Origin of the sequence: Marseilla massiliensis, from assembly GCF_016899855.1 — a bacterium.
Classification (GTDB): domain Bacteria; phylum Bacteroidota; class Bacteroidia; order Bacteroidales; family Bacteroidaceae; genus Prevotella.
Map to the genome: position 1 here is coordinate 1 of NZ_JACJJG010000028.1, position 26,996 is coordinate 26,996.

The following is a 26,996-nucleotide window of genomic DNA, read 5'->3' on the forward strand; positions in this document are numbered from 1 at the left end:
TAATCAGTACCTGTATATTGATTAAATTGAAATTTAGGGCTATAAAACTATCCGGCTTATCCATACTTCAAATTATATAACAAAACTATTGATTTTTAATCTTTTAAAAGAAAAACTCGATGTGCTCAATTTTATGTTGCTGAAAGGCCATCCAACAAAACTGCGGAAGAACCGTAAGTAACAAGTTAAAGTTCTAACAATCAGGAAGTTATGGCGTCAGTAAAAATCATGCTCAGGCAGTCTACGGTTGAGGGAAAGGAAGGCACACTTTATTTCCGTGTAATCCATGAGAGGGTGACGAGGACTGTCTTTACCGACTGCCATGTTTTCCGTGACGAGTGGGACGACGTAAGTTCATCTGTCATCATTGCAGGGACTAAGGAACGAAAGGCTTACCTTGAACTAACCGCCTCAAAGCTGAAGTCCGACCAGGAAAGGCTTGACAGGATAATCGCCGAAAAGGAGGCGTTAAAGGTGAATTTCACGGCCGATGACATTATAAAGGAATACAGGAAGCAGCCTGAAAGCATGACATTCTTCACTTTCATACGCTCAATGGCTGAAAAGAAGACGGCTGCAAAGAGATACGGCACCGCCAAGACTTACCGTGACGCATTGGCCAGCTTCTCTAATTTCAGGAACGGCGAGGACGTTTCTTTCGACGCTCTCGACAGGGAGACAATCTGCCAATATGAGGCGTGGATGAAGGACAAGGGGCTGAAACTGAACACCTCGTCGTGCTATCTCAGGACGCTGAAGACGCTGTATCTGAAGGCCGTGGATATGGGGTTGACAGAAGACAAGGACATTTTCAGCCGTGTGTTTACCGGTTTCGCCACAACCACCAAACGCGCCATAGCCATCGAAGCAATAAGGAAAATCCTGAAGCTAAGGCTGAAAGACGGCTCCGCCCTCGCCTTCGCCCGTGACATGTTCATGCTGAGTTTCTATTTGCAAGGCATCTCGTTCGTTGACATGGCCTACCTGAAGAAGACCGACATAAGGAACGGACTGCTGCAATACTCACGCAAGAAGACCGGCCAGACAATAACAATAAGCTGGGAAAGGGAAATGCAGGAAATCGTGGACGCTTACTCCCGTCAGGCAAAAGACACGCCTTACCTGCTGCCAATAATAAGGAAACAGGACGGTACGGAGCGCGAACAATACGAAAAAGCGGAGCATAACGTAAACCGGAACCTGAAGAAAATCGGCGTGATGGCGGCCTGCACATCCCATTGACGACATACGTCAGCCGTCATTCTTGGGCTTCAATCATGCGTGACATGGGCAACGACATCTCCGTAATCAGCCGGGGACTGGGGCACGAGGACATCAAGACCACGCAAATCTATCTCTCGGCAATCGACAACTCCACCGTGATGAAGGCCAACAAGAGACTCATCGGCAGGATAACGAAGCATTGAAACCGAGGGGAAAATGTTTGACTAAAGTGGCAGTTTCATAAGTATGAAGCGGTGACTTTGCCGTAATGCGCTTTAAATCAAAACGTTAGCTTTTCCGAGACGGGCGATTAGTCAAACATTTCGCGTTTTAGTCCAACAATGCGGACAAATTTTTATCAAAAAAGTCACGGCAAAACGCTTGAAATCCGCTGTTTTTCGTATCTTTGCACACGAGTGGAGGTTTTATACTTATAAAGCGGTGACAAATCTCCACCCAGAAAGAGACTTAATTGATAAAGGAATGCAATAATCTTGTGGTATGGAAAATGTAACAATGAAGCAGTCTATGCTCCGTTCGTCTTGCCACATAACAACGGCAGGCCATTGTCGCTGAGTTTTTACTCCGGAATGCTGCCGTTAGACCTAAAGAATGATGTAGACAACGCCTGGAAACATCCTGAAAATGTTTGTAAAGCGTGGTGATTCAAGTTCGGAGAGGTATCAGTCAGCCGTCATGCGATTGTCATGAGGGTAACGTAAGGAACGCTTTTTTCAGAACATGCCCGACAAGTTAAACACTGTTGATTACCAATGGTTCCTTGTCCGCACAAAACCCGGACATGAACAGGATTTGTGTACACGCATCGAGCGTGGGAAGGGCAAGATACGGAACATACTGGAAGTCTATTGCCCCACCAATACCAAAGTGTACGTGCGCAGGGGCGACAACGAGCGGCGGCTCCCCCTTTTCGACGGCTATGTGTTCGTGCTTGCCACACAGGGCGCACTGGTTGACTTCCTCCGTGACAACTGCCCCGACGCTTACCTCCGCTACAACCGCAAGCGCACTCCTGACGAGAAAGCGACCGCCTGCACCATACCAGAAGCCCAAATGCGTGCCTTCCGCGACTACAACGAGAACTATGCCGACAAGGTGATTGTGCTGGAGCGTCCTTATTCTGATTATGCTTTCAACACGAAAACGGACGAGCCGAATGAAATCGTGCGTGTCATCGACGGTCCTCTTGCCGGCCAGGAAGGTTACATCTGCCGTTTCCACAAGAAAAGGGGGCTGGTGTTCCACGTTCAGGGCATGATTCCGGGCAGTTGGCTGACCGTCACCTATCCCAACGTCTCCGACCTTCATGTCGCCCGCCTCCACAACGCCGAGGGAGACCGCTTGTCCATAGGCACGGAGAAAGGGCGCGCCGTTGATTTGCTTGTCGGCATCCTGCAAGGCTGCGGTTATGGGGAGCGCACACAAGCCATGCTTTACGAACTGACGGAACGCCTTGCCGCCGACCTGTCATTGGCCGCTCTCTGTCGGGAACTTGACAAGCAAGGTGAGAAAACATTGAGCCGCCGCCTTTCAGGACTGACCGCCGGAGAGGCAGGACTCTTGACAAATCTTGCCCGTTACGAGCATGACGCGCCAGGATATGTGAAGGAAAACTGGCCAAGGCTTGTCCTCCGTCCGTTCCTTACGCCCACATCGGGAATTGCCATTGAAAAAGGCAAAGACGAGGTAGAACTGCAGCATAAGGATTTTACGGAAATCATCCGCAAGGTGAACATCACCGAAGAGGTCTATTATCCAAGCAGGCAGGAGGACGGAAAGGTCACCACGGCATACTATGCCCATATCGGTATGACGGAAGGAAACGGGATTGTTACATTCTTCGCCAACTGGGACGACTTCCTCCGCGAGTATTTCCTGACGGCAGGGAAAGCCAACGAGAAATTAGTCAGCGGGGAACAACAGAAAGAAAAGCTCATCGAGTCTTTCCGAAACTACGCCCCAACCTTATATAAAGTATTGACTGATACGGATTCAGCCGTAAAGGCCGTACAGGATTTCAAGGTCGGCGAAGATACGCTGAACGTCATGGCCGTCAAGTCTTCCGCACAAGAAAAAGACGCGGCAAAGGACAGGCTGGTAAACACTTGTGTCCGCATTTGCAAGGAAATAAACACCACCAACCACCTTGCCGTATGGCGCAGGTACCTGCGGACGGTGTGGCTGCATAATTGACAAGAAATCATGCTCACGATAGAAGAATTCACTTCCGAATGGAAACGCCTTCACCATCCGTCAATGGACGTGGACGGCGACGTGGCTTTCTTTTATGAAATCTACGGCAGGCTTCACCGCCTGGCGGAACAGGAAGCGGCGGCGTTCGACGAGCAGATTATCCTTTCCTTGCTTCTCTATACGGAGAATACCATCGCCGTAGGGCTTGACGGAGTTTACGAATACAGGTATCGCAGCGTGGGCAATGTGGTTTTCAACTGGTGCGAAAGCTTGGGCATGGACGCGAAAACCACATCACAGGTTGACAGGCTCGTGTCGGAAGCCGTGGCGAAGGCTCCATGCAGTGTCCTCAGGCAATGGATGACGGAAAGCGTACTGTCTGGCGACTTCATGCGCCTAAGCGGGATGTTGGCATGGTTCGCACGCGAAGACCAAGTATTGCGGTCGGTCTTTCCAAACTTGTGTTTCCGTAAGGAGATGTTCCTGCGGCTCGCCGGAAGCAAGAAGACAGCCGGACGGATGCTGTGGGCAGACCTTGCCTTCAACTGGCGTGACAAGCGTGGCTGTTCCTTGGCGGATACCATTGCCAAACAGTTACGCTGTGAAACATCCTTTGTGGAAGGGATGGGAAAAGACAGGTTGAAAGAGACGGCACAAATTCTCGATTCTATCCGTTCCGAATGGCTGGACACTTATACGGTCGTTGAAAGAAAGAACGAACATACGTTCGCTTTACGCCACAGGGACGGTCGTGAGTTCCTGGATGTGATATTTCCGACACCCGTTCCGACAAACATGCAAAACCGCCGTCTTGCCGCCCAGCTCGTCACATATAAAGACAAGACATACATAAACGGTCCGTTTGTCGGTCTTGACAAGAAAGTTCTGCCTATATGGAACGGCGAGACCGTCTGGAACGACATATTCGCAAAAGAGCAGGATGCGGCAAAGCACGCTTACTTCACCACCACGTTTGGCAAGCGTATAAGCCTCTACGAAGACCTTTACACCATACCGGAAGACCCGGAGGAAGCCAAGAATGCCGACATGGGCATATATTTTGACGAGCCGAACATCTTTGACTTCCTTGATTGGCTTACACCGAAAAAAAGTCACTCAAAACAATAAACCGAAAGCCGCCAGGTAAGCAACTACAAGCCCAATGATGCAAGCTGAAGAAGCCGGTTTCATTTCATACTCCCGCTCGTTCGTCTTAAAAATGCAGGACGAGGGAAGGTATGATGCAGCCAACAAACTGAATATGTATCTCAGGAAGTTCGTCTCTTTTCTTGGCAAGAACGAGATACCATTCAAGGATTTCGACTCTCTCCTGATACGGAACTACAACACTTGGCTTGAGAACCAAAAGCTCGGACGCAACTCCATTTCACTCTATATCCGCAACCTGAAGAGAGTTTACCAATTAGCCGTTGCAGATGGAGTAACAAACGAACAACATCCATTTGAAGGCGTTGACGTAAGTTACCGGGTGAAGAAAGAGAAAAACAAGCTCACACCGAAGGAAGTGATACAACTCCGTTATATGGACGTAAGCAACCTTCATCCTTCCGCCATTTTTGCCCGTGACCTCTTCCTTTTCGCAGTATTCACAAATGGAATGACCGGTGGTGATTTGTTTTATCTCACCAAGGACAACATAAAAGGGGACCAACTGATTTACACCTCCAAGGCAATAGGTAAGGAAGAAACCGTCATTTGGAACCCTTACTTGCAGGAGATAGTGGATAAATATTCCCGTCCCGACACTCCCTACCTCTTCCCTGTCATCACCTCCAAAGACCCGAAGGAACAATGGCGGCAACATGATACAGCCATTCACAATATAAACCGTAACCTGAAAAAGGTCGGTCAAATAATCGGGCTTTCCTTCCCCTTGACCTTGACAGTCGCCCATCACACTTGGAACAGCATGAAGAAAGGGCTGAATGTTGTTGACTTGTTATGATACCCCCATGAAAAAATGAAATGACTTGAAGAAATGAGCCGTGAGGAGCTGATAGAAGAAATCATCTCCAATACCCAGCGTTTGGAGGAGATGGGAACGGATCGTAAAGAGGAAGAACGAAAAATAGCCGAACTCAAAAAAATATGAAAAATTGCTTACCGATATGGAGAAAGCAATCAAAAACGGCCAGTTCGATTTGTCAGAGTTTAAACCACAGTTGCAAGAGCTTTTTAAAATCAAGGATGAAAGGATAGCGAAATTGCGATGTGGAATCGAGACAATGGGAAAATAACTTGACTGTTGAAAGTTTATGCATTCATTCAACCTTTGGTATATGCGTAAAAATATTAATATCAACTGAATTTTAATATTATCTCAGACATACCGTCTGAAAAAGTTGTAGTGTTGTCATAATTTAACACTTACGATAAATGGATATTTTTGAGAATATTATAGATGGTGGAAAATGTAGTAAATATAAAACTAATCATTTCCACATGTTTGTTGATGATGATGTTTGCATTCCTGATGTTCAGAATATGTCTGATTCTGCTTTTGGGACATTAATGCACGAATATGTACATTATGTACAGCATCTTACGACATTATTTGGCATACGTATGTGTGATATGTTTCATAGAATGTCCATAATGTACCGAGAATACATGTCAAAAGAACACATTATTCATTTACCTCTACATTTATGGGAAAAAGACGAACATTTATCACAATTCTTAACTCATTTCAAGAATGTTTCAGGTAGTAAACATTGTAATTTTAACATTGACGCAGTTGATGTCAACGAAACAAATATAGATATTGCTAGAAAAAACAAAACAGCTGTTACAATAGGATGTTATGACTTTGAGAACAACAGAATCTATGAAAATGGGTTTGATTTTGGTTATGTTTGTGTAATGGAAAGCATGGCACATGAGATTCAAAAAACACTAGTGTCAGATGTCTTTCATCCTGAAGTTCCGTATTGTACAGCAGAACTTATACTAAAAGAATACTATCCAGAAATATTGGACGACAGAAAATTAATAGCATCAATATGTTATTGTGCTCTTCATTGGGATAATCCCGGGGTAGGCTTCTTTGATGTAGTTAATTTAGCGAAAAGTAATCCTTCATGGAATGGTATTGAATTATACAAACATATAGCACAGAATTTTGCCGTATCATGTAATGGCAAGAAAATGCCAAGATATAGACTAATATTGTTATTTTTAGATGACTTCAAGAAAAATCTTGAGCAAGTAATTGGAACTGATTTGGATTACTATAAATCTGTTATAAATAATTGCATTAAAGAAACTTGTGGTTCTACATCAAAACTTTTAGATGTTTTATACAATGTTCCATCTGATGATAAGAAAACTTTATTTAGTTCTTTAGCTGATTTTTATGGGTATCCTGTAATAGACGCTAAAAACTATACTATTTTACCAAGAAACATGGTCGAAGCTGAAGGAAAACCCTATTTGGAAACAGCCGTGTTATATTGGTTGGGAATTAATATTGGCAAGACTTTTGGAATCAGATGGTGAAAAAGCTTGTGAGAGATTATCAATATGTTCAAAAGGCATATATTCAAATCCTGATCAATGTAAAGTTTCAGAATATTGTGAATATGCTCCATGGCTTAACACGGAGGCTTGTCCTTTTACACAATGTATGAAATACTATAGGTTTGAAAATGAATTTGTAGAAAAAACTGATAATTAATATATTTCAATAAGTGAACAATATGGATAAGAATATAAAAATTGCCGTGGCAGGAACAGGCTACGTTGGACTTAGTATAGCAACTCTTTTAAGCCAACACCACCAAGTAACGGCGGTAGATGTAATTCCAGAGAAAGTGGATTTGATAAACCAACGCAAGTCACCGATACAAGACGATTACATTGAAAAATACTTGGCAGAGAAAGAATTGAACCTGACCGCGACATTGGACGGGGCAAAGGCTTATTCAGATGCGGATTTCGTTGTCATTGCAGCACCAACCAATTATGACCCGGTTAAGAATTATTTTGACACGAGCCATGTAGAGGAAGTCATCGAATTAGTGAAAAGCGTCAACCCGAATGCGATAATGGTAATCAAGAGTACCATTCCCGTAGGCTATACCGAGATGATACGGAAGAAGATGAACTCTGAAGACATCATCTTCTCACCGGAATTTTTAAGGGAAAGCAAGGCTCTTTACGATAACCTTTATCCCAGTCGTATAATAGTAGGCCGTCCCGAAGGTGATGAACGGTTGGATAAAGCGGCCCATGAGTTTGCAGCTTTATTACAGGAAGGAGCGATAAAAGAAAATATCGACACCTTGTTTATGGGTACAACCGAAGCTGAAGCAGTGAAACTCTTTGCCAATACATACCTTGCCCTCCGTGTATCTTACTTCAACGAACTTGACACCTATGCCGAGATGAAAGACCTTGACACTCAGGCGATAATCAACGGAGTTTGTCTTGACCCTCGCATCGGAACTCATTACAACAATCCAAGTTTCGGTTATGGTGGTTATTGCTTGCCGAAGGATACCAAGCAACTTTTGGCCAATTATGCTGATGTTCCTGAAAACTTAATCCAAGCCATAGTCGAGAGCAACAGGACAAGAAAAGATTTCATTGCCGACCGAGTTCTACACAAAGCCGGTTACTATGATTATTACAATCGTGGTGACTTCAATCCTAATGAAGAGAAGAAATGTGTTATCGGGGTTTATCGCCTGACTATGAAGTCTAATTCTGATAATTTTCGCCAGTCAAGCATCCAAGGAGTAATGAAACGAATAAAAGCAAAAGGTGCTGAAGTGATTATCTACGAACCAACTCTTGAAGACGGAAGTACATTCTTTGGCAGCAAGGTAGTGAATGACCAGAACACATTTAAACAGCAGAGCCAGGCAATAATTGCCAACCGCTACGACGCTTGCTTGGATGACGTGAAAGATAAGGTTTATACGAGGGATATTTTCAAAAGAGACTAATTTTTTATAATTAGTTATAAAAATGACTTTAAAAGAACTTCATAAAAAATGTCGTGAAGCGGCATGCATTGAATTTAACAAAGCTATCCCCGAAGGAGCATTGTTAATGGATGAGATGGAAAAATTCCTCTACAATTTATTTGAACGCTTAAGACTCATGTCTGTAGCAGGGGAGAAAGACCAACATCGCCTGCCTTTAATCGCATCTTTTATCAGAACCCATATGGTAATAGATGAACTATTACTTTTTTGTGAGAATATAGAAGCGGCAACTTTAGTACGGAAACAATTGGAATTGCTGGCACGTTACAAGGAAACTGAAAATATGGAAGAACTGCAGCGTGCGATAAAAAACAATAAAGTTCCTCAAATGAGCAAGGTCGAAAACGGAGGAGTTATGTATGGTATGTTATCGGAAATAGCGCATTCTGCAAAACCTGAAACCTACACTTTATTGGTATATGAGAAACAGAAAAACGGGAGTTTTTGCATTAATCTTTTTGGCGTTTATGATGATAATATTAAAGTAACATTTGGCATCCACATAGATGTTTTCTGCAGGTTCTTTATTGAAATGATGCAGTTTCAAGAAGAGCATATCGAAGATTATTCTAATGATTCCGATATGGAGTGGATGAAAAATGTTTTTATTCCTCTCGGATTAGAAAGTGGAATAAAATATTTTGAAAGATATTCTCAATAATACAATCTTCATGGATATATTTCAATAATAAAAACTGTCGGAAAATATTTTATATATAAATATGCCTGACTCGTTAAAGCAAAAGGCGGCGAAGGGCGTGCTGTGGAGCACGGTTGAGCGTTTCTCCGTGCAGGGCGTCCAGTTCCTAATCATGATTGTGATGGCGCGCCTGCTCACGCCTCATGATTATGGACTCATCGGCATGTTGGCTATCTTCATCGCCGTGGCGCAGTCGCTCATTGACAGCGGATTCTCACAGGCCCTGATACGCAAGCAGGACAGGACGGAGGTTGACAACAACACGGTGTTCTATTTCAACATCGTGGTCAGTGCGTTGCTCTACCTTATATTATACGTCTCCGCCCCGTTAGTTGCCGACTTCTACAATACGCCGCAGCTATGCCCGGTCATGCGTGTAGTGTGCCTCAGCATAATCTTCAACTCGCTGGCCGTTGTGCAGCGTGCTTTGCTGACAATCAAAATCGATTTCAAGACCCAGGCAAAGGCCGCTTTGACGGCTGCTGTAATATCGGGAGTAGTCGGCATAGCTATGGCGTATCATGGTTTCGGAGTGTGGTCGCTCGTTACGCAACAACTGCTCAACCTCGGCATAAACACCTCTTTACTGTGGCTGTTGTCAAAATGGAGGCCGAGGTTGATATTTTCTTGGCAGTCGTTTCACGAGTTGTTCGCCTTCGGTTCAAAGCTCCTCGCTTCCGGCCTCCTCGATACTGTTTATCGCAATATTTATCCCATAGTTATCGGAAAGTTATTCAGCGCAAGTAGTCTTGGGCATTATACAAGGGCGCACCAGTTTTCTGAGTTCCCATCGTCAAACGTTACGGGCATAATCCAACGGGTTACTTACCCGGTGTTATGTGAAATCCAGAACGACGATGCCCGACTTGCAAGCATTTACCGCCGCTTTCTGAAACTCTCGGCTTTTGTCATCTTCCCGTTGATGGTCGGGCTTTCTTCTGTCGCAAAACCTTTCATAAACATTATGCTCGGCTCGCAATGGGGCTTCTGCGGACAGTTACTGCAAATCATTTGTTTCTCGATGATGTGGTACCCTATCCATGCCATCAACCTCAACCTCTTGCAGGTAAAAGGACGTTCTGACCTCTTCCTGCGCCTTGAAATCATAAAGAAAATCCTCGGCGTAAGCGTCCTTTGCATCACCGCCCCGTTCGGACTCATTGTGATGTGTTACGGATCTATTTTCAATTCACTCGTGGCGTTGGCCATAAATACTTACTATACCGGCAAACTAATCAATGTCGGCTTTTTCAAGCAGATGCGCGACCTGCTGCCAACGATAGTCCTTTGTTTCGTTATGTTTGCCCTGATACTTACGATAAACCACTTCATACCAAGCGACATTGTAAAACTTTGTATCGGCATATCCGTTGGCGTTGCATTTTACACATTGTCAAGCCGTGCGTTGAAGTTCTCCGAGCTTGGCGAACTCCTTTCTTTGGTTAAGAGAAAATCATAAAACCAATATAAACTTAATTCCTTATGGACAACAAACTGATAACAGTAACGTCGCCGTTACTGCCAAATCTCGACGACCTTAACGAAATGCTCAAACAGATATGGGCGAGCAAGTGGATAACCAATAACGGACAGTTCCACAAACAACTTGAAAAGGAACTTGCCGCATACTTGAAAGTACCATACATCAGCCTGTTCACCAACGGCACGCTGCCGCTAATCACGGCTCTTCAGGCTCTTCGCATTACAGGCGAGGTAATCACTACGCCTTACAGTTTCGTAGCCACCACCCACGCCCTTTGGTGGAATGGCATAAAGCCCGTGTTCGTTGACATCGACCCAGGTACTGGCAACATCAATCCTGACAAAATAGAGGCTGCCATAACGCCCAAGACCACGGCCATAATGCCCGTACACGTCTATGGCAAACCTTGCGACACAAAGCGCATACAGGAAATAGCAGACCAATACGGACTGAAAGTAATCTACGATGCCGCTCACGCCTTCGGCGTAGAAGTAAACGGCGAGAGCATTCTCAACGCCGGCGACCTCAGCACGCTCAGTTTCCATGCCACCAAAGTCTACAACACTGTTGAAGGCGGCGCGATGGTGATGCACGACGAACGTATGAAGAAGCGCATAGACTACCTGAAAAACTTCGGCTTCGCCAACGAGACTACCGTCGTAGGCCCCGGCATCAACAGCAAGATGGACGAAGTGCGCTCGGCCTACGGCCTGCTCAACCTGCGCCAAGTAGACGCCGCAATCGAAGCCCGACACCAGGTCGCCATCAAATACCGTAACGCCCTACGCAATGTGGAAGGCATAACCTTCTTCGACGATATGCCCGGCGTTCGTCACAACTACTCATACTTCCCTATCTTCGTTGATGCAAAGAAATACGGTATGACCCGTGACGAGCTTTACTTCAAGATGAAAGACCTGAACGTTCTCGGTCGCCGCTACTTCTACCCGCTAATCAGCGAATTTTCTACATATAGGGGATTGGAAAGCGCAAGGCCTGATAATTTACCAGAAGCACATAAGATGGCAAATAGTGTAATATGCCTGCCTATGCACCACTCTTTAAGTGATGAAGATGTTGAACGGGTTTTGAAATGCATTGTTAAATAATTATGCGACACTTTACATATCAAGAAGCAATAAAGTTTCCTACTCCGTTTTTCTTATTTGACGTAAATCATTTAGCAATTCAAGTTGCCAAAATTAAGAATGCATTTAAAATTTATTGGGAAAATGGCATGATTGCTTATTCCGTAAAAACCAATTCTTTGCCGTTCTTAGCTGAAGCATTATTAGAAATGGGAGTCGGAGCGGAAGTTGTTTCCGAAGACGAGTTTAATTTAGTTTCCCAATTGAACTTTAAAGGGGATAGTATTGTTTGTAATGGCCCTATCAAACATAAGAATTGGATAGAAAATGCATTAGGGCAAGGTTGCTATTTAAATATCGATTCAAAAAATGAGCTAAAGCTTGTAAAAGAATACGCAAACAATAATCCTCAAAAGGAAATAAAGATAGGTCTGCGTGTGAATAATGATATTGAAGACATCTTTCCTAATGCCTCAACAGCAGGAGAAAATGGTAGTCGTTTCGGTTTCAGTTATGAAACAGGCGAATTGGAGGCGGCTATTTCCGAGCTTCGTTCTGTTGAGAATATTGTAATTTCGGGATTACATCTTCATATCAGCACAAACGTCCGTTCATTGGCAATTTACAAATATATTGTTTGCAAGTTTGATGAAATAGTCAAACGTTTCAAACTCTCGGATATTGAATATCTGGATGCCGGTGGAGGCTTTTACGGAGAAGTGCCTAACAAACCGACTTGGGATGACTATATATCAGCTTTTTCGGCGGAACTAAAAGCAAAAGGATATGTTTCAAAAAATCTAAAAGTTATAATAGAGCCAGGAGTAAGCCTGCTTTCAGGATGTTTTAGTTATTACACACGAGTTGAGGATGTAAAAGATACGGCTCGTTCTCACTTTGTTGTTCTTGACGGAAGCAGGAATCACATAGACCCTCTAATGCATAAGACTATAAAAAGTTATTTTTTCTCAATTTGCCAAGAACGGGAAACCCCAATATTTGAGAAAGCTCAAACATTGGTTGGATATACTTGTTTAGAGTATGACACTTTTTTCAAACTAGAAGATAAGGGGAAATTGCAAAGAGGCGATATTATACGCTTTGACAAGGTTGGGGCATATACCATGACATTTTCCCCGCTCTTTATTTCTTGGTTCCCAACTGTCTACTACACTTATAACGGGAATGTCGGTATTGCTCGTGGAAAATGGACAACTGATGAAGTTTTACAAAAATCTAGATTAAAATTATGAATGTATTATTAACCGCAATAGGTTCAATGTCGGCATTATGTGCCATCAATAATTTGCGTAAGGCTGGACATAAGGTTATAGGATGTGATATTTATCCGAAAGAATGGCATTATGAGGCTTCAGTATGCGACGTGTTTAGACAAGCCCCTTATGCGACATCAGACGAATACATACCGTTTCTCATCCGGTTGGCAAAAGAAAACAACGTCGATTATATTTTTCCGCTAACAGATTTAGAAATAGATGTTATAAATAAAAATCGTGAATTGTTTGAGAACGAAGGCATAACAATATGTATGTCATCAAAAAAGACATTGTCGGTCGTTCGTGATAAACTTGCATTATATGAGATTTTCAAAGATGACGACAACGTTCTTTCTGTACCAACTTTCACATTTACAGACGATTTGTCTATGTTGGAATATCCATGCGTCGCAAAGCCTCGTGGAGGGCGAAGCAGTGAAGGTTTGTTTTACATACAAGACGGGAATCAATTGCGAGCGATAAAGGACAAGCCGTCTTATATCATTCAAGAAAAGGTCACAGGAAGCATTTGTACCGTGGATTATGTCCGCAGCCCCAAAGAAGGAGCATCTTTCTGCGTGCCGCGTGAAGAATTGCTAAGGACTAAAAACGGTGCCGGTACGACTGTTAGGATTTTCCATGACGAACAGTTGGAACAGCTTGTGCCATATATTGGGGATAAGTTGGATGTTACGGGAGTTGTCAATATGGAATTTATAAAAAATGAAAAAGGTTATTATCTTATTGACATCAATCCCCGTTTCTCTGCTGGTATAGCATTTTCATGCAAAGCTGGATATGATTTCGTAAATGCACATTTAGCTTGTTTTTCAGGACAAAATCTACCAAGCAAAGTTCCATTTGAAGAAAGAATAGAAATAAAATATTTTGTGGAAAAATAAAATGGTTATGAAAACGATAGTCGTATTTGGTGCCACAGGCAACTTGGGTGCTTATATTACAATGGATTTGAAAAAACATGGATATAATGTTATTGCCGTAGGCCATAGAAAGAGTGATAACGGATTTTTTGCCGATAACGGAATCGAATACGTGTCATTAGACATTAATGACAGGAATTCATTTGATAAACTTCCACAAAGTGGAGTGTTCGGTGTAGCCCATTTTGCGGGGGAACTACCTTCGCGATATTCTTATTGTCCGGGAAAATTATTAGAATCAATCATACTTGGAACATATAATGTCTTAGATTATATGGTAAAATCAGGAGCGGAAAAAATCATCTTTCCACAAACTCCGTTTGATTTGTATAAATACCATAATACAGAAATGGCTATTGAGGCGGACATGCCAAGAACATTCCCCTTAACTGGCGACCATTCAGTTTATACAATAGCAAAAAACGCAGCCGTTGACTTAATCGAACATTATGCTGCTACGTATGGCATCTCATGGTATGTTTTCCGCTTTTTTACCATTTACGAATACCACCCCAATCCATACCACTTCAATCATTTTAAATGGCAAAAAATGCCATACCGTGTTTTGATGGATAAGGCTATGAGAAGCGAACCCATTGAAATTTGGGGCGACCCCTCGCGCCGGAAAGAAATACTATACGTCAAAGACTTTACGCAATGTGTTAGGAAAGCGTTTGAAAGCGACGCTCAAGGCGGAATTTACAACGTTGGTGGCAAAGAGACTGTTTCTTTGGAAGAACAAATACGTGGAATTGTAGACGTGTTTTCTCCTACAGGACATAAGTCTTCCATATCTTACAGGCCAGACATGCCCAATTCTTTGGAAGCGCATTTGGACATGTCAAAGACTAAAAGGGAATTAGGATATGAGCCCCAATTCTCTTACATAGAAGCAATGAAAGATTTGTATAACGAGATGAAAACCGAACCGTTCGCGCAACTATGGGGAAAAGGCGCAGATTACGTTAAACAATACCCAAATGAAGAATAAGCACGATTAATGGTCAAATTAAGTTGTAAAAGGCCGTGTTTTACCGGATGAAAAGCTACTTCTCACCACTTAAAAGATTGTATTTTGCAACGTATATATACGATTGAAATAATTCAACTGTTTTTAATGTCACAATGTCACATTACGCCATAAGGTGTTGGTTGTCAGGAGAATACGCCGTGATATTAATATGTGGCCAACATTCACCACTGTCACATTCCTTTGCCGTGTGACAACAGTGAAAGTAAAAACATCCTGATGTCACGCTGTAAATTAATGACTTTCAACAATTTGCAACGCTATGTGACATTGTGGCGGTAAAACCAATACTAAAAAAATATAGAGAATATGAAAGTATTTTATTGTATTAAAGCGATGCGATACTTACCATTAGTTATTATTTTATTCATAAAACAAAAAATCTTACATGATAAAGAATCAGCCAAATTTTCATACGATATAGCAAGTTTTCATTCTTCTATTCTAAAATTGATGGTCGTAAGACCATATTACGCAACTTTATGTTGTTATAGACTGAAAATTTACAGATGGCCTTTTACCATATTTTACAGTTATCCAATTTATTTTAGGAACAATATGGATTTAGCGTCAGGACTTAAGTTGGAGCATCCGCATGGCACACATCTAAATGCGCTTTCTATCGGGCACAATCTCCATGTAGCTCATAATGTGACCGTTGGAAACGATTTTAAAGGAAGTATTCCCACAATAGGTAACAATGTGACATTGGGATGCGGTTCTTGCGTACTGGGGGGGTAAAAATTAATGACAATGTGAAAGTTGGAGCTAATTGTGTTGTGGTAAAAAATGTTCCGGCAAATTCAACAGTAGTTGGCAATCCTGCTTACATAGTTAAGTTGAATGGAGAAAAGGTCAGAATAAAATTATGAAAAGTGATAAACTACATATTTTACATTGCATACAGGATGAGAAGTTTATAGACAATAGTGTCATTTCACGATTTGAGTATTTTAATGATAAAGTTGAAAATAAGTATGTGATTGTTCGTAAAAATAGCACTAAGCCTGTAACAAAGTTTAAATACATTAAGCAGACGGAATATGTGACTCAATTGAAAAATTCTCAGTTTTTAGGATTTTTGAAACAGTCAAACATAAAGGTAGTAATATTACATAATTTTACCGCGCTGTCACGTTCCATAATATATAAGATACCTTCCGAAATAAAAGTTGTTTGGTTTGCATGGGGAGCAGACTTATACTATCCCATAGCTTATAAGCCTTTTATAGTAGTACCTAACTTATATGGTAAGATAACATCAAGAATTGCAAAAGACGAGAGCTTCAACTTGAAGGGCTTTTTACGGAACTTGAAGAGATTGTTTTTTGATTATTGGGTAAAAAAGAGTGTTAGTAGAATTGATTATTTTTCAGGCGTTATACCTCAAGAATATCAACAGATGAAAAAACTCCCGTTCTTTCATGCTTCGGAAGTGGTCTTTAGTTATAATGCATTGCCGTCTAAAAGTGATTCTGATATGAATTGCACTATGGCAAAAGGAGATAACATATTGATTGGAAATTCCGGAGATATGACAAATAATCATCTCGAAATTTTTGAAGTTCTGAAAACTCTTGATTTAGGCAAAAGGAAGATTTTTGTACCGTTGAGTTATTCAGGAACGGAAAGATATAAAGCACTTGTAAAAGAAAAGGGGCGTGAATATTGGGGAGAAAATTTTGTGCCAATGGAAGATTTTATGCCATACGAAGAATATTTGCAAGTATTGCTAAGTTGTGGCATCCGTATATTTGGGCAAGAACGCCAACAGGCAATGGGAAATATTACGATAGCATGGAAACAAGGTTGCAAGATATTTCTTTCAGAAACATCAATGGCATACGATTTTTACAAAGACCTTGGTGTCAAATTCTTTACAATCCAACATGATTTGAACCAGCAATGTTTGGATGCTTCATATTCAGCACAACAAGCAGAAATCACACGCAAAATATTATACGAAAAACGCAATCCATATAAGACATCTATACAAGATTTGGAAATATTGATTGATAAATTAGCTTATGCATGTAAAGAAGCGTAAGATAAATCCATAATTAATACTTATAGAATTTAATAACAAACGACATTCGTATTGTATGATATTTTATATTTTTATAATAATTGTATCTTTATTATTATTCAATATTGCACAAATAAATTACAAAAAAAACATTTTTTTTATATTGCCATATACTGCTTTTATATTACTGCTTTCAATATTGGGCGGAGTAAGAGATGATACAGTTGGTATTGATATGCTTGTTTATGGTGTTATAAGTTTTGAAAATGCAAAATATTCAGATACTTTATTAGGCTTATTGAAGTATGTACCAGGAGAATGGGGATTTCATACTCTTATGTGGTTATGCGCAAAAATATCAAATGATATTCATTTTATGTTATTTGTAGAAGAGTTTATTAAAATTATATTAGTATCTTCAACCGCCTTGCATTTTAAGAACAAGTTTAATCCAACAATGTTCATGTTTGCCTATTTGACATTTTTTTATTTTATAGGTTATAGTTCAATGCGTCAAATGTTGGCAATATCAATTTTTATTTATGGTTTGCGATTCTATTTTAATAATGAACATAAAAAATATATTTTCACATGCTTATTAGCTATGACATTCCATACGTCTGCAATATTTGCATTATTAATATACGTCATACGTTTTATACATGGTAAAAGTTTCAAAAGTACGATAATTATACATTTGGCGATTGTACTTTTCGTATACTTATTCAGTTTTACTATTATGGAATATATTTTGTCGGGTAATTTTGGTCTATATTCGGAAAAAGCTGACCTATACATGGAGAAGGAGGGCGTTGAAACTGCTAAGACAAATATATTATTAGCTATTATGTTTTTTATCATTTCATTGTTTTATAAATTTTGGAAGAAAGACAAACCAGACTATATAATATTTTCCGTGTTACTTGTTTACAACCTTTTCTTTTTACTAATGTCAACAAGATTTGAAGTCGCATTTAGAATTTCTTGGTATCAAATACCATTTATCCTTATATTATATTTTACTTACGTAAGATTTTATAAAAATGGTGGCCGCTCAATAATGAATTTTTTATTCATATTATTGTTTTCTTTGCATTTTATAATATCATCTATTCATGGATTGGATGGAACGATTCCATACACTTCAAAGATATTAGGAATAAATGTTTGATGTTTTAAATAATTATTCATTTTTATTTTAAACAAGAAATATACAAATATCTGTATATTAATTTAATTATTTATTATGCGAGTTTTACAAATAAATGAAACTATAAATATAGGAAGCATAGGACGAACAACTTATGAACTTTCAAAAGAACTAACAGAACTTGGCCATGAATCGTTTATTGCTTTCTCAAGAGGAAATAGTAATAATCTTAGTACGTTCCGAATAGGTGGTGAATGGGAACATCATTTACATGCTGTGATGTCTCGACTAACAGGTCTACAAGGATATTTTTCATGGCGGTCAACCGGGCAGCTTGTAAAATACATGGATAGAATCAGTCCAAATATTGTACACTTGCGCAACCTTCATGGCAATTATATAAATCTTCCCATACTAATGAAATATTTAGCTGAGAATGATATTCCAACGGTAATAACATTGCATGATTGTTGGCTTTTTACAGGAAAATGCCCTTACCCAATTAGTATAAACTGTGAAAAATACAAAAATGGTTGTGGTAATTGCCCTTTATGGAAAAAAGACAAATTAAATCCGTCTTGGTTTTTCGACACAACGCATAAATGCATAATGGATAAGCGTAAATGGTTTAACAATATTCCAAGATTATCAGTTGTCGGTGTCTCAAAGTGGGTTACAGAAGTAGCCAGCCAAAGCATCTTGTCATCACATAATTTAGTGACGATTTACAATTGGATTGATTTGGATGTGTTCAAACCTCGCGAAAGTAAGTTTCGTGAATTTTACAACTTGGAAGATAAATTTGTTTTGTTGTTTGTCGCCTCTTTCTTTAGTGAATATAAGGGTTATACTCTTATACGAACTTTAGCCGAAAAGCTGCCGACTGATTGGGTTATTGTTGCTGTTGGGAAGGAGGTTAAGCCGTTGCCTAATAATATTATTCATATTGACAATACAAATAATGCAATTGAGCTGGCGCAGTATTATTCAATGGCCGATGTCTGTGTAAATTGTACTGATTATGAAACTTTCGGTAAGGTAACGGCTGAGTCAATAAGTTGTGGAACCCCTGTTATCGTATATAATAATACGGCTTCACCGGAATTAGTGGGAGATAATTGCGGTTTTGTGATAGATGAATCGAAAGGTATTAGTGCCATACTTGAAAAAATACATATAATCCATTCCATTGGGAAAGGGCATTTTTCAAGCTATTGTAGAGCTTTTGCGGAAAAAATGTTTTCCAAAAAAGTAGGTATTCAGAAATACATTGATTTGTATAATCAGATGTTACAACATTAAAGATGTCTTAATTTATTGTTATGATTAAAAAACTTCATTATGTTTGGCTTGGCGGTAAGCCATTGCCTGCAGCCGTACAAGACTCAATTAAAAGTTGGAGGAAATATTGTCCTGATTGGGAAATCATCCAATGGAATGAGAACAATTTTCCAATAAGTGATTTCAGGTGGACAAGAGAGGCCGTTGCAAGACGCAAGTATGCTTTTGCCGCTGATTTCATTCGGCTGTGGGCCTTAAAAACGTATGGGGGGGGTATTGCGACACTGATGTGACATTCGTGCGCCCAATCGAAAATTCCATAAAATCGAAATTTGTTTGCGGAATAGAAAATCATCTTATTGGAACAGATGATTTAAAGTTCTTATCTTTACAAGGGATTGACAAAAGAACCGGTAGCCCAATGACAGGATTTGGCATGCAGACAGGTTTTCTTTATTCCGAGCCTGAACATCAATTTGTAAAACATTGCATAAAAACAATTTATGAAGGTGGACAAAGGGCTTTTATAAAAGACGGAAATGAAGATTTAATAGTAATTGACGGTGCTTTGATTTGGGCTTTAAAAGATTTTGGATTTGTATTTAAGGATGAAACACAGTGTCTTGAACCAAATATTATTATTTATAACAGCAGTGTTTATGCCACGAGAAAAACAAAGAACAATGGAACATATCTTATACATTGGTTTGACCAAAGCTGGAAAGAGAATAACAATATCACGTTTTTATTGAAAAAAATAATAAAAAAATATTTTTACTTCTTTTTTAGAAAATAGAACTATATATGAATAAACCCAAAATCTCAATAATAACAGTTTGTTTTAACAGTGAAAAGAATCTTGAACAATGTATCCAAAGCATTGTTAATCAAGATTATGACAATCTTGAATATATAGTTGTCGACGGAGGTTCGACGGACGGAACATTGGATATAATAAACAAGTACAGAGATAAGATTTCTTATTTCGTATCAGAACCAGATAAAGGGATTAGTGATGCCTTTAACAAGGGGATAAGAGCCGCAACCGGAGATTTGATAGGAATTATAAATTCCGATGACTTTATGATGCCCGAAGCCTTGAAGAAGGTCGCTGCCGAATATGAAGAAGGTGTTGATGTTTATCGTGGTTACGAGTTATTGTATTATCCTACGCGGAAAAAGACAAAAGCGGAATATCCAAATAACCGTTTTGGACGTTTACCAATAGGTAATTGTATTTGCCATGAGGCGGCTTTCATTACCAAACAAACATACGAAAAAGTCGGCTTGTATAAAGTAGATTTTAAGTATAGTATGGATTTGGATTTATTTATGCGGTTGTATCAGGCAAAGGCTGTACATAAGTTTATTGATGTCTGCGTTTTGACATTTCGTGTTGGCGGAGCATCGTCAACGATAAGTAAATCATATTTGGAGGAAAGAAAAAGGTTGATTATTGAGAATGGTGGGACAATATTTGATGCCTTTATATATGTAAATTATCATAAGCTGAAACAAATATTAAAGCGTCTTGTGTTTTTGATTTGGCCTAAATAAGAGGATGATAGTCTTATTATATAATGGCGGTCATATCTAAATCTTAAAAAACATTTGTATGCGTATTCTTCATATTTCAAAATACTATTATCCTTATATTGGAGGAGTAGAAAACATCTGCAAGTACCTTGTTGAAGGCATGCCACAATATGAGCGGGCCGTATTGTGCTTCAGTGACAAGCGTGAAGATGTTATTGAAAAAGTGAACGGGATAACCGTTTATCGTGTTGGAACAAAACTAAACATTGCAAAGCAGGCATTGTCGGTATCTTATTTCCCAATGATGAAACGGGCCATAAGGGAATTTAAACCTGATATAATACAATTCCATTGGGCTAATCCTTATCCTGCGGCAGTTTTGTTGACAATGATGCCAAAGAATGTGAAGTTGGTTGTTCATTGGCACATGGACATAATTAAACAAAAAAAGATTTATCCATTTATAAAACCAATAGAAACGGCATTGCTTAAACGGGCTGATTTAATTGTAGTTACAAGTCCAATATATAGGGATGCGTCTATTCCGTTGCAACCATTTAAAAACAAAGTAAAGATATTACCGTGTGCTATTGACGAAGATAATTTTATCCTCCGAAATGGTGATATAAAGAAAATTGAAGATATTAAGAAGCGATACGAGAATAAGCCTATCGTGTTTTTCGTAGGAAGACATATCCAATATAAAGGTTTGCCACATTTAATTGAAGCGGAAAAGTTTGTAGAGTCGGATTGTGTTTTTGTTATAGCGGGCAGTGGTCCTTTAACTGAAGAGTTAAAAACAAGATGTCATTCTATGAGGGTTTATTTTGTCGGCCGTTTGTCTGATGAAGAATTGAAACTTCATCATTATGCTGCATCCGTATTCGCTTTCCCTTCAATAACCAAGAATGAGGCTTTCGGAATAGCTCTTGCTGAAGCTATGTATTGCGGGACTCCAGCCGTTACATTCACTATTCCCGGCAGCGGTGTAAATTGGGTTTCTTTGAACGGAGAAACAGGAATAGAAGTTCCCAATGGGAATGACAAGGCTTTTGCAAAAGCTATTGACACATTACTTGACGATAAAGAACTTAGTTTGAAATATGCAGAAAATGGGATTAAACGAGTAAAAGAGAATTTTATTATTCCTGTGATGGTTGGTAAAATGGATAGATATTATAGTGAATTGATGATGAGATAATTTATTTAATATTTTCTATATAAGGCAATTTTAGAATTGCTTGTTTTTCTTTATCGTCAATAAACGCCCATGCAAAACCATTTTTAGACAATAAGGTTGACTCTACCCCGTTGACAATGACATTGCTTATTGGTATTTTATATTTTATACCAAGTGCATTAAGTTGTTGAACTGTTTTTAATTCATAACCAACACGTATTGTTATTTTTCTCCAAGACCTAACCATCCAAGTGCAAAAGTAACAATAATTTATTATTAAATTGCGACAAACATAAAAATTCTATGAAAGGAATTGTTCTAGCCGGTGGCAGCGGTACAAGGCTGTATCCTATCACCAAGGGAATCAGCAAGCAGCTTATTCCGATTTTCGACAAGCCGATGATTTTTTATCCCATCTCGGTGCTGATGCTTGCCGGCATCAGGGAAATTCTAATCATATCTACGCCTTACGACCTGCCGGGGTTCAAGAGGCTGCTGGGAGACGGGAGCGACTTCGGCGTTAAGTTCGAGTATGCGGAGCAGCCATCGCCCGACGGACTGGCGCAGGCGTTCATCATCGGAGAGAAGTTTATAGGTAACGATTGCGTATGCCTCGTGTTGGGTGACAACATTTTCTACGGCGCGGGACTTAACGACATGCTGAAGCAGGCTGTAGTTGACGCCGAGGAGAACGGGAAGGCGACGGTGTTCGGGTATCGTGTCAGCGACCCGGAGCGTTACGGCGTGGCGGAGTTCGACAATGACGGGAACTGCCTGAGCATCGAGGAGAAGCCCGAAAAGCCGAAGAGTAATTATGCCGTGGTAGGCTTGTATTTCTATCCGAACAAGGTTGTTGACATCGCAAAGCATATTAAGCCGTCGGCAAGGGGCGAGTTGGAGATAACAACCGTAAACCAGGAGTTCCTGAAAGACAAGGAGCTGAAAGTGCAGACTATGGCGAGGGGTTTCGCATGGCTTGACACGGGCACGCATGATTCGCTGTCAGAAGCAAGTACTTTCATCGAGGTGTTGGAGAAACGCCAAGGACTGAAGGTTGCCTGCTTGGAAGGCATCGCCTACCGCAAAGGCTGGATAACGGCGGAAAAGCTGAAGGAAGTGGCGCAGCCTATGCTGAAGAACGATTACGGCAAATACCTGCTTTCCATTCTCGATGAAAAAGAGGAATCGTTGAAGAAAAACTTGGAATATTAGCCATTCTCAGTCTCCCCCATGGGGAGAGGCTGGTTTGCATAATGTGGGATGAATCCAACATGTTAATGGAAAAACAAATAAAGAAATGACATTCAAGAGAAACATAATGATAACGGGCGGAGCCGGCTTCATCGGCTCACACGTAGTACGCCTGTTCGTGAACAAATATCCGGAGTACCGCATCATCAACCTCGACAAGCTGACGTATGCAGGCAACCTGGCCAACCTCAAGGACGTTGAGGACAAGGAGAACTACGTGTTCGTGAAGGCCGACATCTGCGACTACGAGACAATCAAGTCGCTGATGGTGAAGTACGACATCGACGGAATAATCCACCTCGCCGCCGAGAGCCACGTTGACCGCTCAATCAAAGACCCGTTCACCTTCGCCCACACCAACGTGATGGGCACGCTGACATTGTTGCAAGCAGCAAAAGAATACTGGGAAAACAAGCCCGAAGGTTATGAGGGCAAACGTTTCTATCATATCTCTACAGACGAGGTTTACGGGGCGTTGGAGCTGACGAACCCCGAAGGCATTGAGTCTCCGTTCACCACCAAGGCATCGTCGGAACACCACCACGCCTACGGCACGGAGTTCTTCACCGAGGAGACGAAATACAACCCGCATTCACCTTACTCGGCATCGAAGGCAAGTTCAGACCACTTTGTCCGTGCTTTCCACGACACATACGGTATGCCGACCGTAGTGACAAACTGCTCCAACAACTACGGGCCTTACCAGTTCCCCGAAAAGCTCATCCCCCTGTTCATCAACAACATCCGCCACAAGAAGCCGCTGCCCGTATACGGCAAGGGCGAGAACGTGAGGGACTGGCTCTATGTTGAAGACCACGCCCGCGCCATCGACCTCATCTTCCACAAAGGAAAGACGGCCGACACATACAACATCGGCGGCTTCAACGAATGGAAGAACATCGACATCATCAAGGTTGTCATCAAGACCGTTGACCGCCTGCTCGGCCGCAAGGAGGGCGAGGACATGGACCTCATCACATACGTCACTGACCGCAAGGGCCACGACATGCGCTACGCCATCGACTCACGCAAACTTCAAAGAGAGCTTGGCTGGGAACCAAGCCTCCAGTTCGAGGAAGGCATAGAGAAGACCGTCCGCTGGTATCTGGACAACCAAGCGTGGATGGACAACGTGACAAGCGGAGACTACCAAAGGTATTACGACGAGATGTACAAGGACAGGTAAACGTCTTTCCATTCGGGAATAAAGGGCAAGGTATGCAAGGATGCTTTGCCCTTGTTTGTTTTCAATCGTTGTTTGACATCCCCCGGCAATGAAACGAGTTGGAAACACGCTACGCGATTACCAAGAGGACATGAGGCGGCGTGTCCTAGATGCTTGGGAGCATGGAAAATCCGTGTTGGTGCAAATGCCGACAGGCACGGGCAAGACGATTGTAATCGCTTCGCTGGTAAATGAACAATTGAAAATCGGCAATGGAAAACCAAGCTGCCTTGTCTGGATTATAGCTCACCGGAGGGAATTGGTCGAGCAGATTGAAGACACAGTCGCAAAGTTCGGCATCGGGAAACATGACGGGAAAATAAAAGTACGGTCCATACAATGGCTTTCACTCCATTGGGATGACGTGAATAATGAGAAGCCGGTGCTGATAGTCATTGACGAAGCCCATCATGCCTTGGCGGAAACCTACAAGGAACTGTGGCTGCGCTATCCTGAGGCGAAGAAACTGGGAATGACCGCTACCCCGTGCCGGCTGAACAGGAAAGGTTTTACGGAGCTGTTTGATGTGCTGATAACATCGGACAGCATTGCGGACTTTATCAAGCAGGGATGGCTTTCACCTTTTGATTGTGTGTCCATACGTTCGGACAGTGAAGACCAAAAGTTGATAAACGGTCTGGAGAAACGGGGTGCTGACGGGGATTTCCAGGTGAAGGAAATGGACGCGGTACTCAATAAAAAGCCGAGCATTGAAAGGCTTTATGAAAGCGTCAGGCGGTATGCCGGCGGGAAGAAAGGCATCGTCTACGCAATCAGCATCAGCCACGCGCGGAACATCGCCGCATACTACAATGATAAAGGTGTAAATGCCGTTGCCATTGACAGCAAGACACCGGCCAAGCTGCGCAAGCAAATGGTGGAGGACTTCAGACTGGGCAAGATTCAGGTGCTGGTGAACGTGGACGTGTTCAGCGAAGGTTTTGATTGCCCAGATGTTGAATTCGTTCAGTTGGCCCGACCGACCCTCTCGCTCGCCAAGTACCTGCAACAAGTGGGACGGGGACTGCGCAAGACGGCAGGCAAAGAAACGTGCATGTTGATAGATAACGTCGGGCTTTACCGCCTGTTCGGGTTGCCTACGGCCGATAGGGACTGGCAAGCCATGTTCGAGGGACGGTTGGCTGGAAAAGGACGCACCCATGCGAATGAAAGGACGACCGCCTGCATGTCTGTATCATCGGTGGGAACGGAAACGGTGGATGAAAGCGGGCAACTCGAAACCATCATGACGCACGGGCGGTTGATGGAGTGCCTGAGAAGCGGTTCTCACCTGCCTGGCAACAAAGCGTCGCAGGCGGAAGCCCTGAAACCATATAAAGACCGTCAAAGCGGACTTTGGGGATTAAGGCAAGGACAGACCATCACGGTCAAGGCGCAATACCGCACCGTATTTGACGTGAAAGGCAACCTGGCCGTCGTGAGGTTCGATGACAACCGGACTGGCATAGTGGAAGGGAGCGGGAACATACGGATGGAGCTCGGACGATACCGGAATATGAGATTCATGCCGGACGACATTATCGCCGTAACAGACAATGCCGGATATGCATCCTACATCGACTTGAAAACGTCCAAGCCGTATGACGTGAAACCGGAAGTGTTGAAATTCGGGAAGATTGAGATGTTGAGGGTCGGAATGCTGTATTACAGCCGTACCAGGCATGTCTATAAGAGTCCGTTGGGAATGAACGGCTTTGACTTGGTGCCGCGGGGATTCTATCTGCGGATTTACACCAACTTGTCTGACAACCGCAAGTTCAGGCACATAGACGGCGGAGATGCTTTCCTCCACCGGGACTGCGTGTGCGTCTTGGCGGATGACGAAGATGATTATTATTGGTTCTGCGGCGAGCTGGCCGACAGGAGCATTGTCGTTGCCGACGAGAAGGGGAATTACTACCACGCAATGGAAAGCGGGAAAAAGGAACACATCGCCCGCGAACATCCAAAGTCGCAAGACGAGGATTTTGACGTTGTCATGCCACGCCTGAAAGCGGAAGCCTGGGCGAGAGCCGCAAAGATGCGTGAGGACTACCGGCGTGAGCAAGAACGGAAGCGACGTGAGCGGTTGGCGGGAATGCAAAATGCCGTCCCTTTCCAGTCAGGGGCGAAATGGGGGTTGAAACTTGGCGGCAAGACGATAGTCCCCCCGATATACCGCAACATCCGGCCGCCTGTAGGCGTATATTGCGCCGTCGAAACCAGTCCCCGGCAATGGGGCGTCATCATGCTGGACGGACGGAAGGTACTCGAAGCGAAATACACTGATGTGGAGATAAACATCGACGGAACCGCCCGATTGACCGTTTTCCCTGGAAAGACGAAAACCGTGAAGCTGGAAACCTGAAACTAAAAAA

The 26,996-nt window shown here is 42.0% G+C and carries 25 protein-coding genes; 24 read left to right on the forward strand and 1 reads right to left on the reverse strand.

Features of this window, described 5'->3' with window-relative positions; genetic code table 11:
* Positions 1-210: 210 nt before the first annotated feature.
* From H6A34_RS06850 to H6A34_RS06940, 21 genes are all read left to right on the forward strand, one after another.
* Positions 211-1,242, forward strand: coding sequence for a tyrosine-type recombinase/integrase (locus H6A34_RS06850; protein WP_239480792.1), 1,032 nt, complete (start codon positions 211-213; stop codon positions 1,240-1,242).
* 44 nt (positions 1,243-1,286) lie between these two features.
* Positions 1,287-1,427 carry a hypothetical protein gene (locus H6A34_RS14960; protein WP_239480793.1) on the forward strand — a complete coding sequence of 47 codons (141 nt, stop codon included), beginning with the start codon at positions 1,287-1,289 and terminating at the stop codon, positions 1,425-1,427.
* 538 nt (positions 1,428-1,965) lie between these two features.
* Complete coding sequence (locus H6A34_RS06855) at positions 1,966-3,438, forward strand: transcription termination/antitermination NusG family protein (protein ID WP_205104376.1); 1,473 nt, start codon at positions 1,966-1,968, stop codon at positions 3,436-3,438.
* A gap of 9 nt (positions 3,439-3,447) precedes the next feature.
* Positions 3,448-4,566 carry a hypothetical protein gene (locus H6A34_RS06860; RefSeq protein ID WP_205104378.1) on the forward strand — a complete coding sequence of 373 codons (1,119 nt, stop codon included), beginning with the start codon at positions 3,448-3,450 and terminating at the stop codon, positions 4,564-4,566.
* 34 nt (positions 4,567-4,600) lie between these two features.
* Entirely contained in the window at positions 4,601-5,404 is an 804-nt protein-coding gene (locus H6A34_RS06865; protein ID WP_205104380.1) for a tyrosine-type recombinase/integrase, read from the forward strand.
* A 163-nt stretch (positions 5,405-5,567) separates the two neighbouring features.
* A complete protein-coding gene (locus H6A34_RS15185; protein WP_262896354.1) occupies positions 5,568-5,696 on the forward strand; it encodes a hypothetical protein in 129 nt (42 codons plus the stop codon).
* Positions 5,697-5,835: 139 nt separating this feature from the next.
* The gene (locus H6A34_RS06870; protein WP_205104382.1) at positions 5,836-6,957 is read left to right on the forward strand and encodes a hypothetical protein; all 1,122 of its coding nucleotides are present in this window, start codon (positions 5,836-5,838) and stop codon (positions 6,955-6,957) included.
* 200 nt (positions 6,958-7,157) lie between these two features.
* Positions 7,158-8,408: a nucleotide sugar dehydrogenase gene (locus H6A34_RS06875; protein WP_205104383.1), complete on the forward strand. Its 1,251-nt coding sequence runs from the start codon at positions 7,158-7,160 to the stop codon at positions 8,406-8,408.
* A 22-nt stretch (positions 8,409-8,430) separates the two neighbouring features.
* On the forward strand, positions 8,431-9,111 hold the full coding sequence (locus H6A34_RS06880; protein WP_205104385.1) for a hypothetical protein: 681 nt from the start codon (positions 8,431-8,433) through the stop codon (positions 9,109-9,111).
* Between the two features lie 61 nt (positions 9,112-9,172).
* Complete coding sequence (locus H6A34_RS06885) at positions 9,173-10,609, forward strand: lipopolysaccharide biosynthesis protein (protein WP_205104387.1); 1,437 nt, start codon at positions 9,173-9,175, stop codon at positions 10,607-10,609.
* A 23-nt stretch (positions 10,610-10,632) separates the two neighbouring features.
* Entirely contained in the window at positions 10,633-11,742 is a 1,110-nt protein-coding gene (locus H6A34_RS06890) for a DegT/DnrJ/EryC1/StrS family aminotransferase (RefSeq protein WP_205104388.1), read from the forward strand.
* A 2-nt stretch (positions 11,743-11,744) separates the two neighbouring features.
* Complete coding sequence (locus H6A34_RS06895; protein WP_205104389.1) at positions 11,745-12,974, forward strand: type III PLP-dependent enzyme domain-containing protein; 1,230 nt, start codon at positions 11,745-11,747, stop codon at positions 12,972-12,974.
* Positions 12,971-13,900, forward strand: coding sequence for an ATP-grasp domain-containing protein (locus H6A34_RS06900; protein WP_205104390.1), 930 nt, complete (start codon positions 12,971-12,973; stop codon positions 13,898-13,900). Before H6A34_RS06895 ends, H6A34_RS06900 begins: the two co-directional genes overlap by 4 nt.
* A gap of 7 nt (positions 13,901-13,907) precedes the next feature.
* The gene (locus H6A34_RS06905; protein WP_205104391.1) at positions 13,908-14,930 is read left to right on the forward strand and encodes an NAD-dependent epimerase/dehydratase family protein; all 1,023 of its coding nucleotides are present in this window, start codon (positions 13,908-13,910) and stop codon (positions 14,928-14,930) included.
* A gap of 907 nt (positions 14,931-15,837) precedes the next feature.
* Positions 15,838-17,016, forward strand: a complete 1,179-nt coding sequence (locus H6A34_RS06910; RefSeq protein WP_205104392.1) for a TDP-N-acetylfucosamine:lipid II N-acetylfucosaminyltransferase family protein — start codon at positions 15,838-15,840, stop codon at positions 17,014-17,016.
* Positions 17,017-17,071: 55 nt separating this feature from the next.
* Positions 17,072-18,166, forward strand: coding sequence for an EpsG family protein (locus H6A34_RS06915; RefSeq protein ID WP_205104393.1), 1,095 nt, complete (start codon positions 17,072-17,074; stop codon positions 18,164-18,166).
* A 75-nt stretch (positions 18,167-18,241) separates the two neighbouring features.
* The gene (locus tag H6A34_RS06920) at positions 18,242-19,447 is read left to right on the forward strand and encodes a glycosyltransferase (protein ID WP_205104394.1); all 1,206 of its coding nucleotides are present in this window, start codon (positions 18,242-18,244) and stop codon (positions 19,445-19,447) included.
* A gap of 20 nt (positions 19,448-19,467) precedes the next feature.
* Positions 19,468-19,719: a glycosyltransferase family 32 protein gene (locus tag H6A34_RS06925; protein ID WP_205104395.1), complete on the forward strand. Its 252-nt coding sequence runs from the start codon at positions 19,468-19,470 to the stop codon at positions 19,717-19,719.
* Between the two features lie 5 nt (positions 19,720-19,724).
* Positions 19,725-20,222: a hypothetical protein gene (locus H6A34_RS06930; protein WP_205104397.1), complete on the forward strand. Its 498-nt coding sequence runs from the start codon at positions 19,725-19,727 to the stop codon at positions 20,220-20,222.
* An 8-nt stretch (positions 20,223-20,230) separates the two neighbouring features.
* Positions 20,231-20,983, forward strand: coding sequence for a glycosyltransferase family 2 protein (locus H6A34_RS06935; protein WP_205104399.1), 753 nt, complete (start codon positions 20,231-20,233; stop codon positions 20,981-20,983).
* Between the two features lie 58 nt (positions 20,984-21,041).
* The gene (locus H6A34_RS06940; RefSeq protein ID WP_205104401.1) at positions 21,042-22,163 is read left to right on the forward strand and encodes a glycosyltransferase; all 1,122 of its coding nucleotides are present in this window, start codon (positions 21,042-21,044) and stop codon (positions 22,161-22,163) included.
* 1 nt (position 22,164) lies between these two features.
* On the opposite strand, the gene H6A34_RS06945 is transcribed toward H6A34_RS06940, so the two are convergent.
* A complete protein-coding gene (locus H6A34_RS06945) occupies positions 22,165-22,389 on the reverse strand; it encodes a hypothetical protein (RefSeq protein ID WP_205104403.1) in 225 nt (74 codons plus the stop codon).
* 56 nt (positions 22,390-22,445) lie between these two features.
* On the opposite strand from H6A34_RS06945, the gene rfbA reads away from it, so the two are divergent.
* From rfbA to H6A34_RS06960, 3 genes are all read left to right on the forward strand, one after another.
* Positions 22,446-23,354 carry a glucose-1-phosphate thymidylyltransferase RfbA gene (gene rfbA, locus H6A34_RS06950; protein WP_205104405.1) on the forward strand — a complete coding sequence of 303 codons (909 nt, stop codon included), beginning with the start codon at positions 22,446-22,448 and terminating at the stop codon, positions 23,352-23,354.
* Positions 23,355-23,439: 85 nt separating this feature from the next.
* The gene (locus H6A34_RS06955) at positions 23,440-24,579 is read left to right on the forward strand and encodes a dTDP-glucose 4,6-dehydratase (protein WP_205104407.1); all 1,140 of its coding nucleotides are present in this window, start codon (positions 23,440-23,442) and stop codon (positions 24,577-24,579) included.
* An 88-nt stretch (positions 24,580-24,667) separates the two neighbouring features.
* On the forward strand, positions 24,668-26,986 hold the full coding sequence (locus H6A34_RS06960) for a DEAD/DEAH box helicase (protein ID WP_205104409.1): 2,319 nt from the start codon (positions 24,668-24,670) through the stop codon (positions 26,984-26,986).
* Positions 26,987-26,996 lie beyond the last annotated feature (10 nt).

Excerpts from the sequence above, each read along its gene's own strand:
- H6A34_RS06925 (WP_205104395.1), top strand. The coding sequence starts at position 19,468 with ATGATTAAAAAACTTCATTATGTTTGGCTTGGCGGTAAGCCATTGCCT.
- H6A34_RS06860 (WP_205104378.1), top strand. The coding sequence starts at position 3,448 with ATGCTCACGATAGAAGAATTCACTTCCGAATGGAAACGCCTTCACCAT.
- H6A34_RS06890 (WP_205104388.1), top strand. The coding sequence starts at position 10,633 with ATGGACAACAAACTGATAACAGTAACGTCGCCGTTACTGCCAAATCTC.
- H6A34_RS06880 (WP_205104385.1), top strand. The coding sequence starts at position 8,431 with ATGACTTTAAAAGAACTTCATAAAAAATGTCGTGAAGCGGCATGCATT.
- H6A34_RS06940 (WP_205104401.1), top strand. The coding sequence starts at position 21,042 with ATGCGTATTCTTCATATTTCAAAATACTATTATCCTTATATTGGAGGA.
- H6A34_RS06895 (WP_205104389.1), top strand. The coding sequence starts at position 11,745 with ATGCGACACTTTACATATCAAGAAGCAATAAAGTTTCCTACTCCGTTT.
- H6A34_RS06960 (WP_205104409.1), top strand. The coding sequence starts at position 24,668 with ATGAAACGAGTTGGAAACACGCTACGCGATTACCAAGAGGACATGAGG.
- H6A34_RS06915 (WP_205104393.1), top strand. The coding sequence starts at position 17,072 with ATGATATTTTATATTTTTATAATAATTGTATCTTTATTATTATTCAAT.
- H6A34_RS06935 (WP_205104399.1), top strand. The coding sequence starts at position 20,231 with ATGAATAAACCCAAAATCTCAATAATAACAGTTTGTTTTAACAGTGAA.
- H6A34_RS06875 (WP_205104383.1), top strand. The coding sequence starts at position 7,158 with ATGGATAAGAATATAAAAATTGCCGTGGCAGGAACAGGCTACGTTGGA.
- H6A34_RS06850 (WP_239480792.1), top strand. The coding sequence starts at position 211 with ATGGCGTCAGTAAAAATCATGCTCAGGCAGTCTACGGTTGAGGGAAAG.
- H6A34_RS06865 (WP_205104380.1), top strand. The coding sequence starts at position 4,601 with ATGATGCAAGCTGAAGAAGCCGGTTTCATTTCATACTCCCGCTCGTTC.
- H6A34_RS14960 (WP_239480793.1), top strand. The coding sequence starts at position 1,287 with ATGGGCAACGACATCTCCGTAATCAGCCGGGGACTGGGGCACGAGGAC.
- H6A34_RS06920 (WP_205104394.1), top strand. The coding sequence starts at position 18,242 with ATGCGAGTTTTACAAATAAATGAAACTATAAATATAGGAAGCATAGGA.
- H6A34_RS15185 (WP_262896354.1), top strand. The coding sequence starts at position 5,568 with ATGGAGAAAGCAATCAAAAACGGCCAGTTCGATTTGTCAGAGTTTAAA.
- H6A34_RS06955 (WP_205104407.1), top strand. The coding sequence starts at position 23,440 with ATGACATTCAAGAGAAACATAATGATAACGGGCGGAGCCGGCTTCATC.
- rfbA (WP_205104405.1), top strand. The coding sequence starts at position 22,446 with ATGAAAGGAATTGTTCTAGCCGGTGGCAGCGGTACAAGGCTGTATCCT.
- H6A34_RS06945 (WP_205104403.1), bottom strand. The coding sequence starts at position 22,389 with ATGGTTAGGTCTTGGAGAAAAATAACAATACGTGTTGGTTATGAATTA.
- H6A34_RS06905 (WP_205104391.1), top strand. The coding sequence starts at position 13,908 with ATGAAAACGATAGTCGTATTTGGTGCCACAGGCAACTTGGGTGCTTAT.
- H6A34_RS06870 (WP_205104382.1), top strand. The coding sequence starts at position 5,836 with ATGGATATTTTTGAGAATATTATAGATGGTGGAAAATGTAGTAAATAT.
- H6A34_RS06855 (WP_205104376.1), top strand. The coding sequence starts at position 1,966 with ATGCCCGACAAGTTAAACACTGTTGATTACCAATGGTTCCTTGTCCGC.
- H6A34_RS06910 (WP_205104392.1), top strand. The coding sequence starts at position 15,838 with ATGAAAAGTGATAAACTACATATTTTACATTGCATACAGGATGAGAAG.
- H6A34_RS06885 (WP_205104387.1), top strand. The coding sequence starts at position 9,173 with ATGCCTGACTCGTTAAAGCAAAAGGCGGCGAAGGGCGTGCTGTGGAGC.
- H6A34_RS06900 (WP_205104390.1), top strand. The coding sequence starts at position 12,971 with ATGAATGTATTATTAACCGCAATAGGTTCAATGTCGGCATTATGTGCC.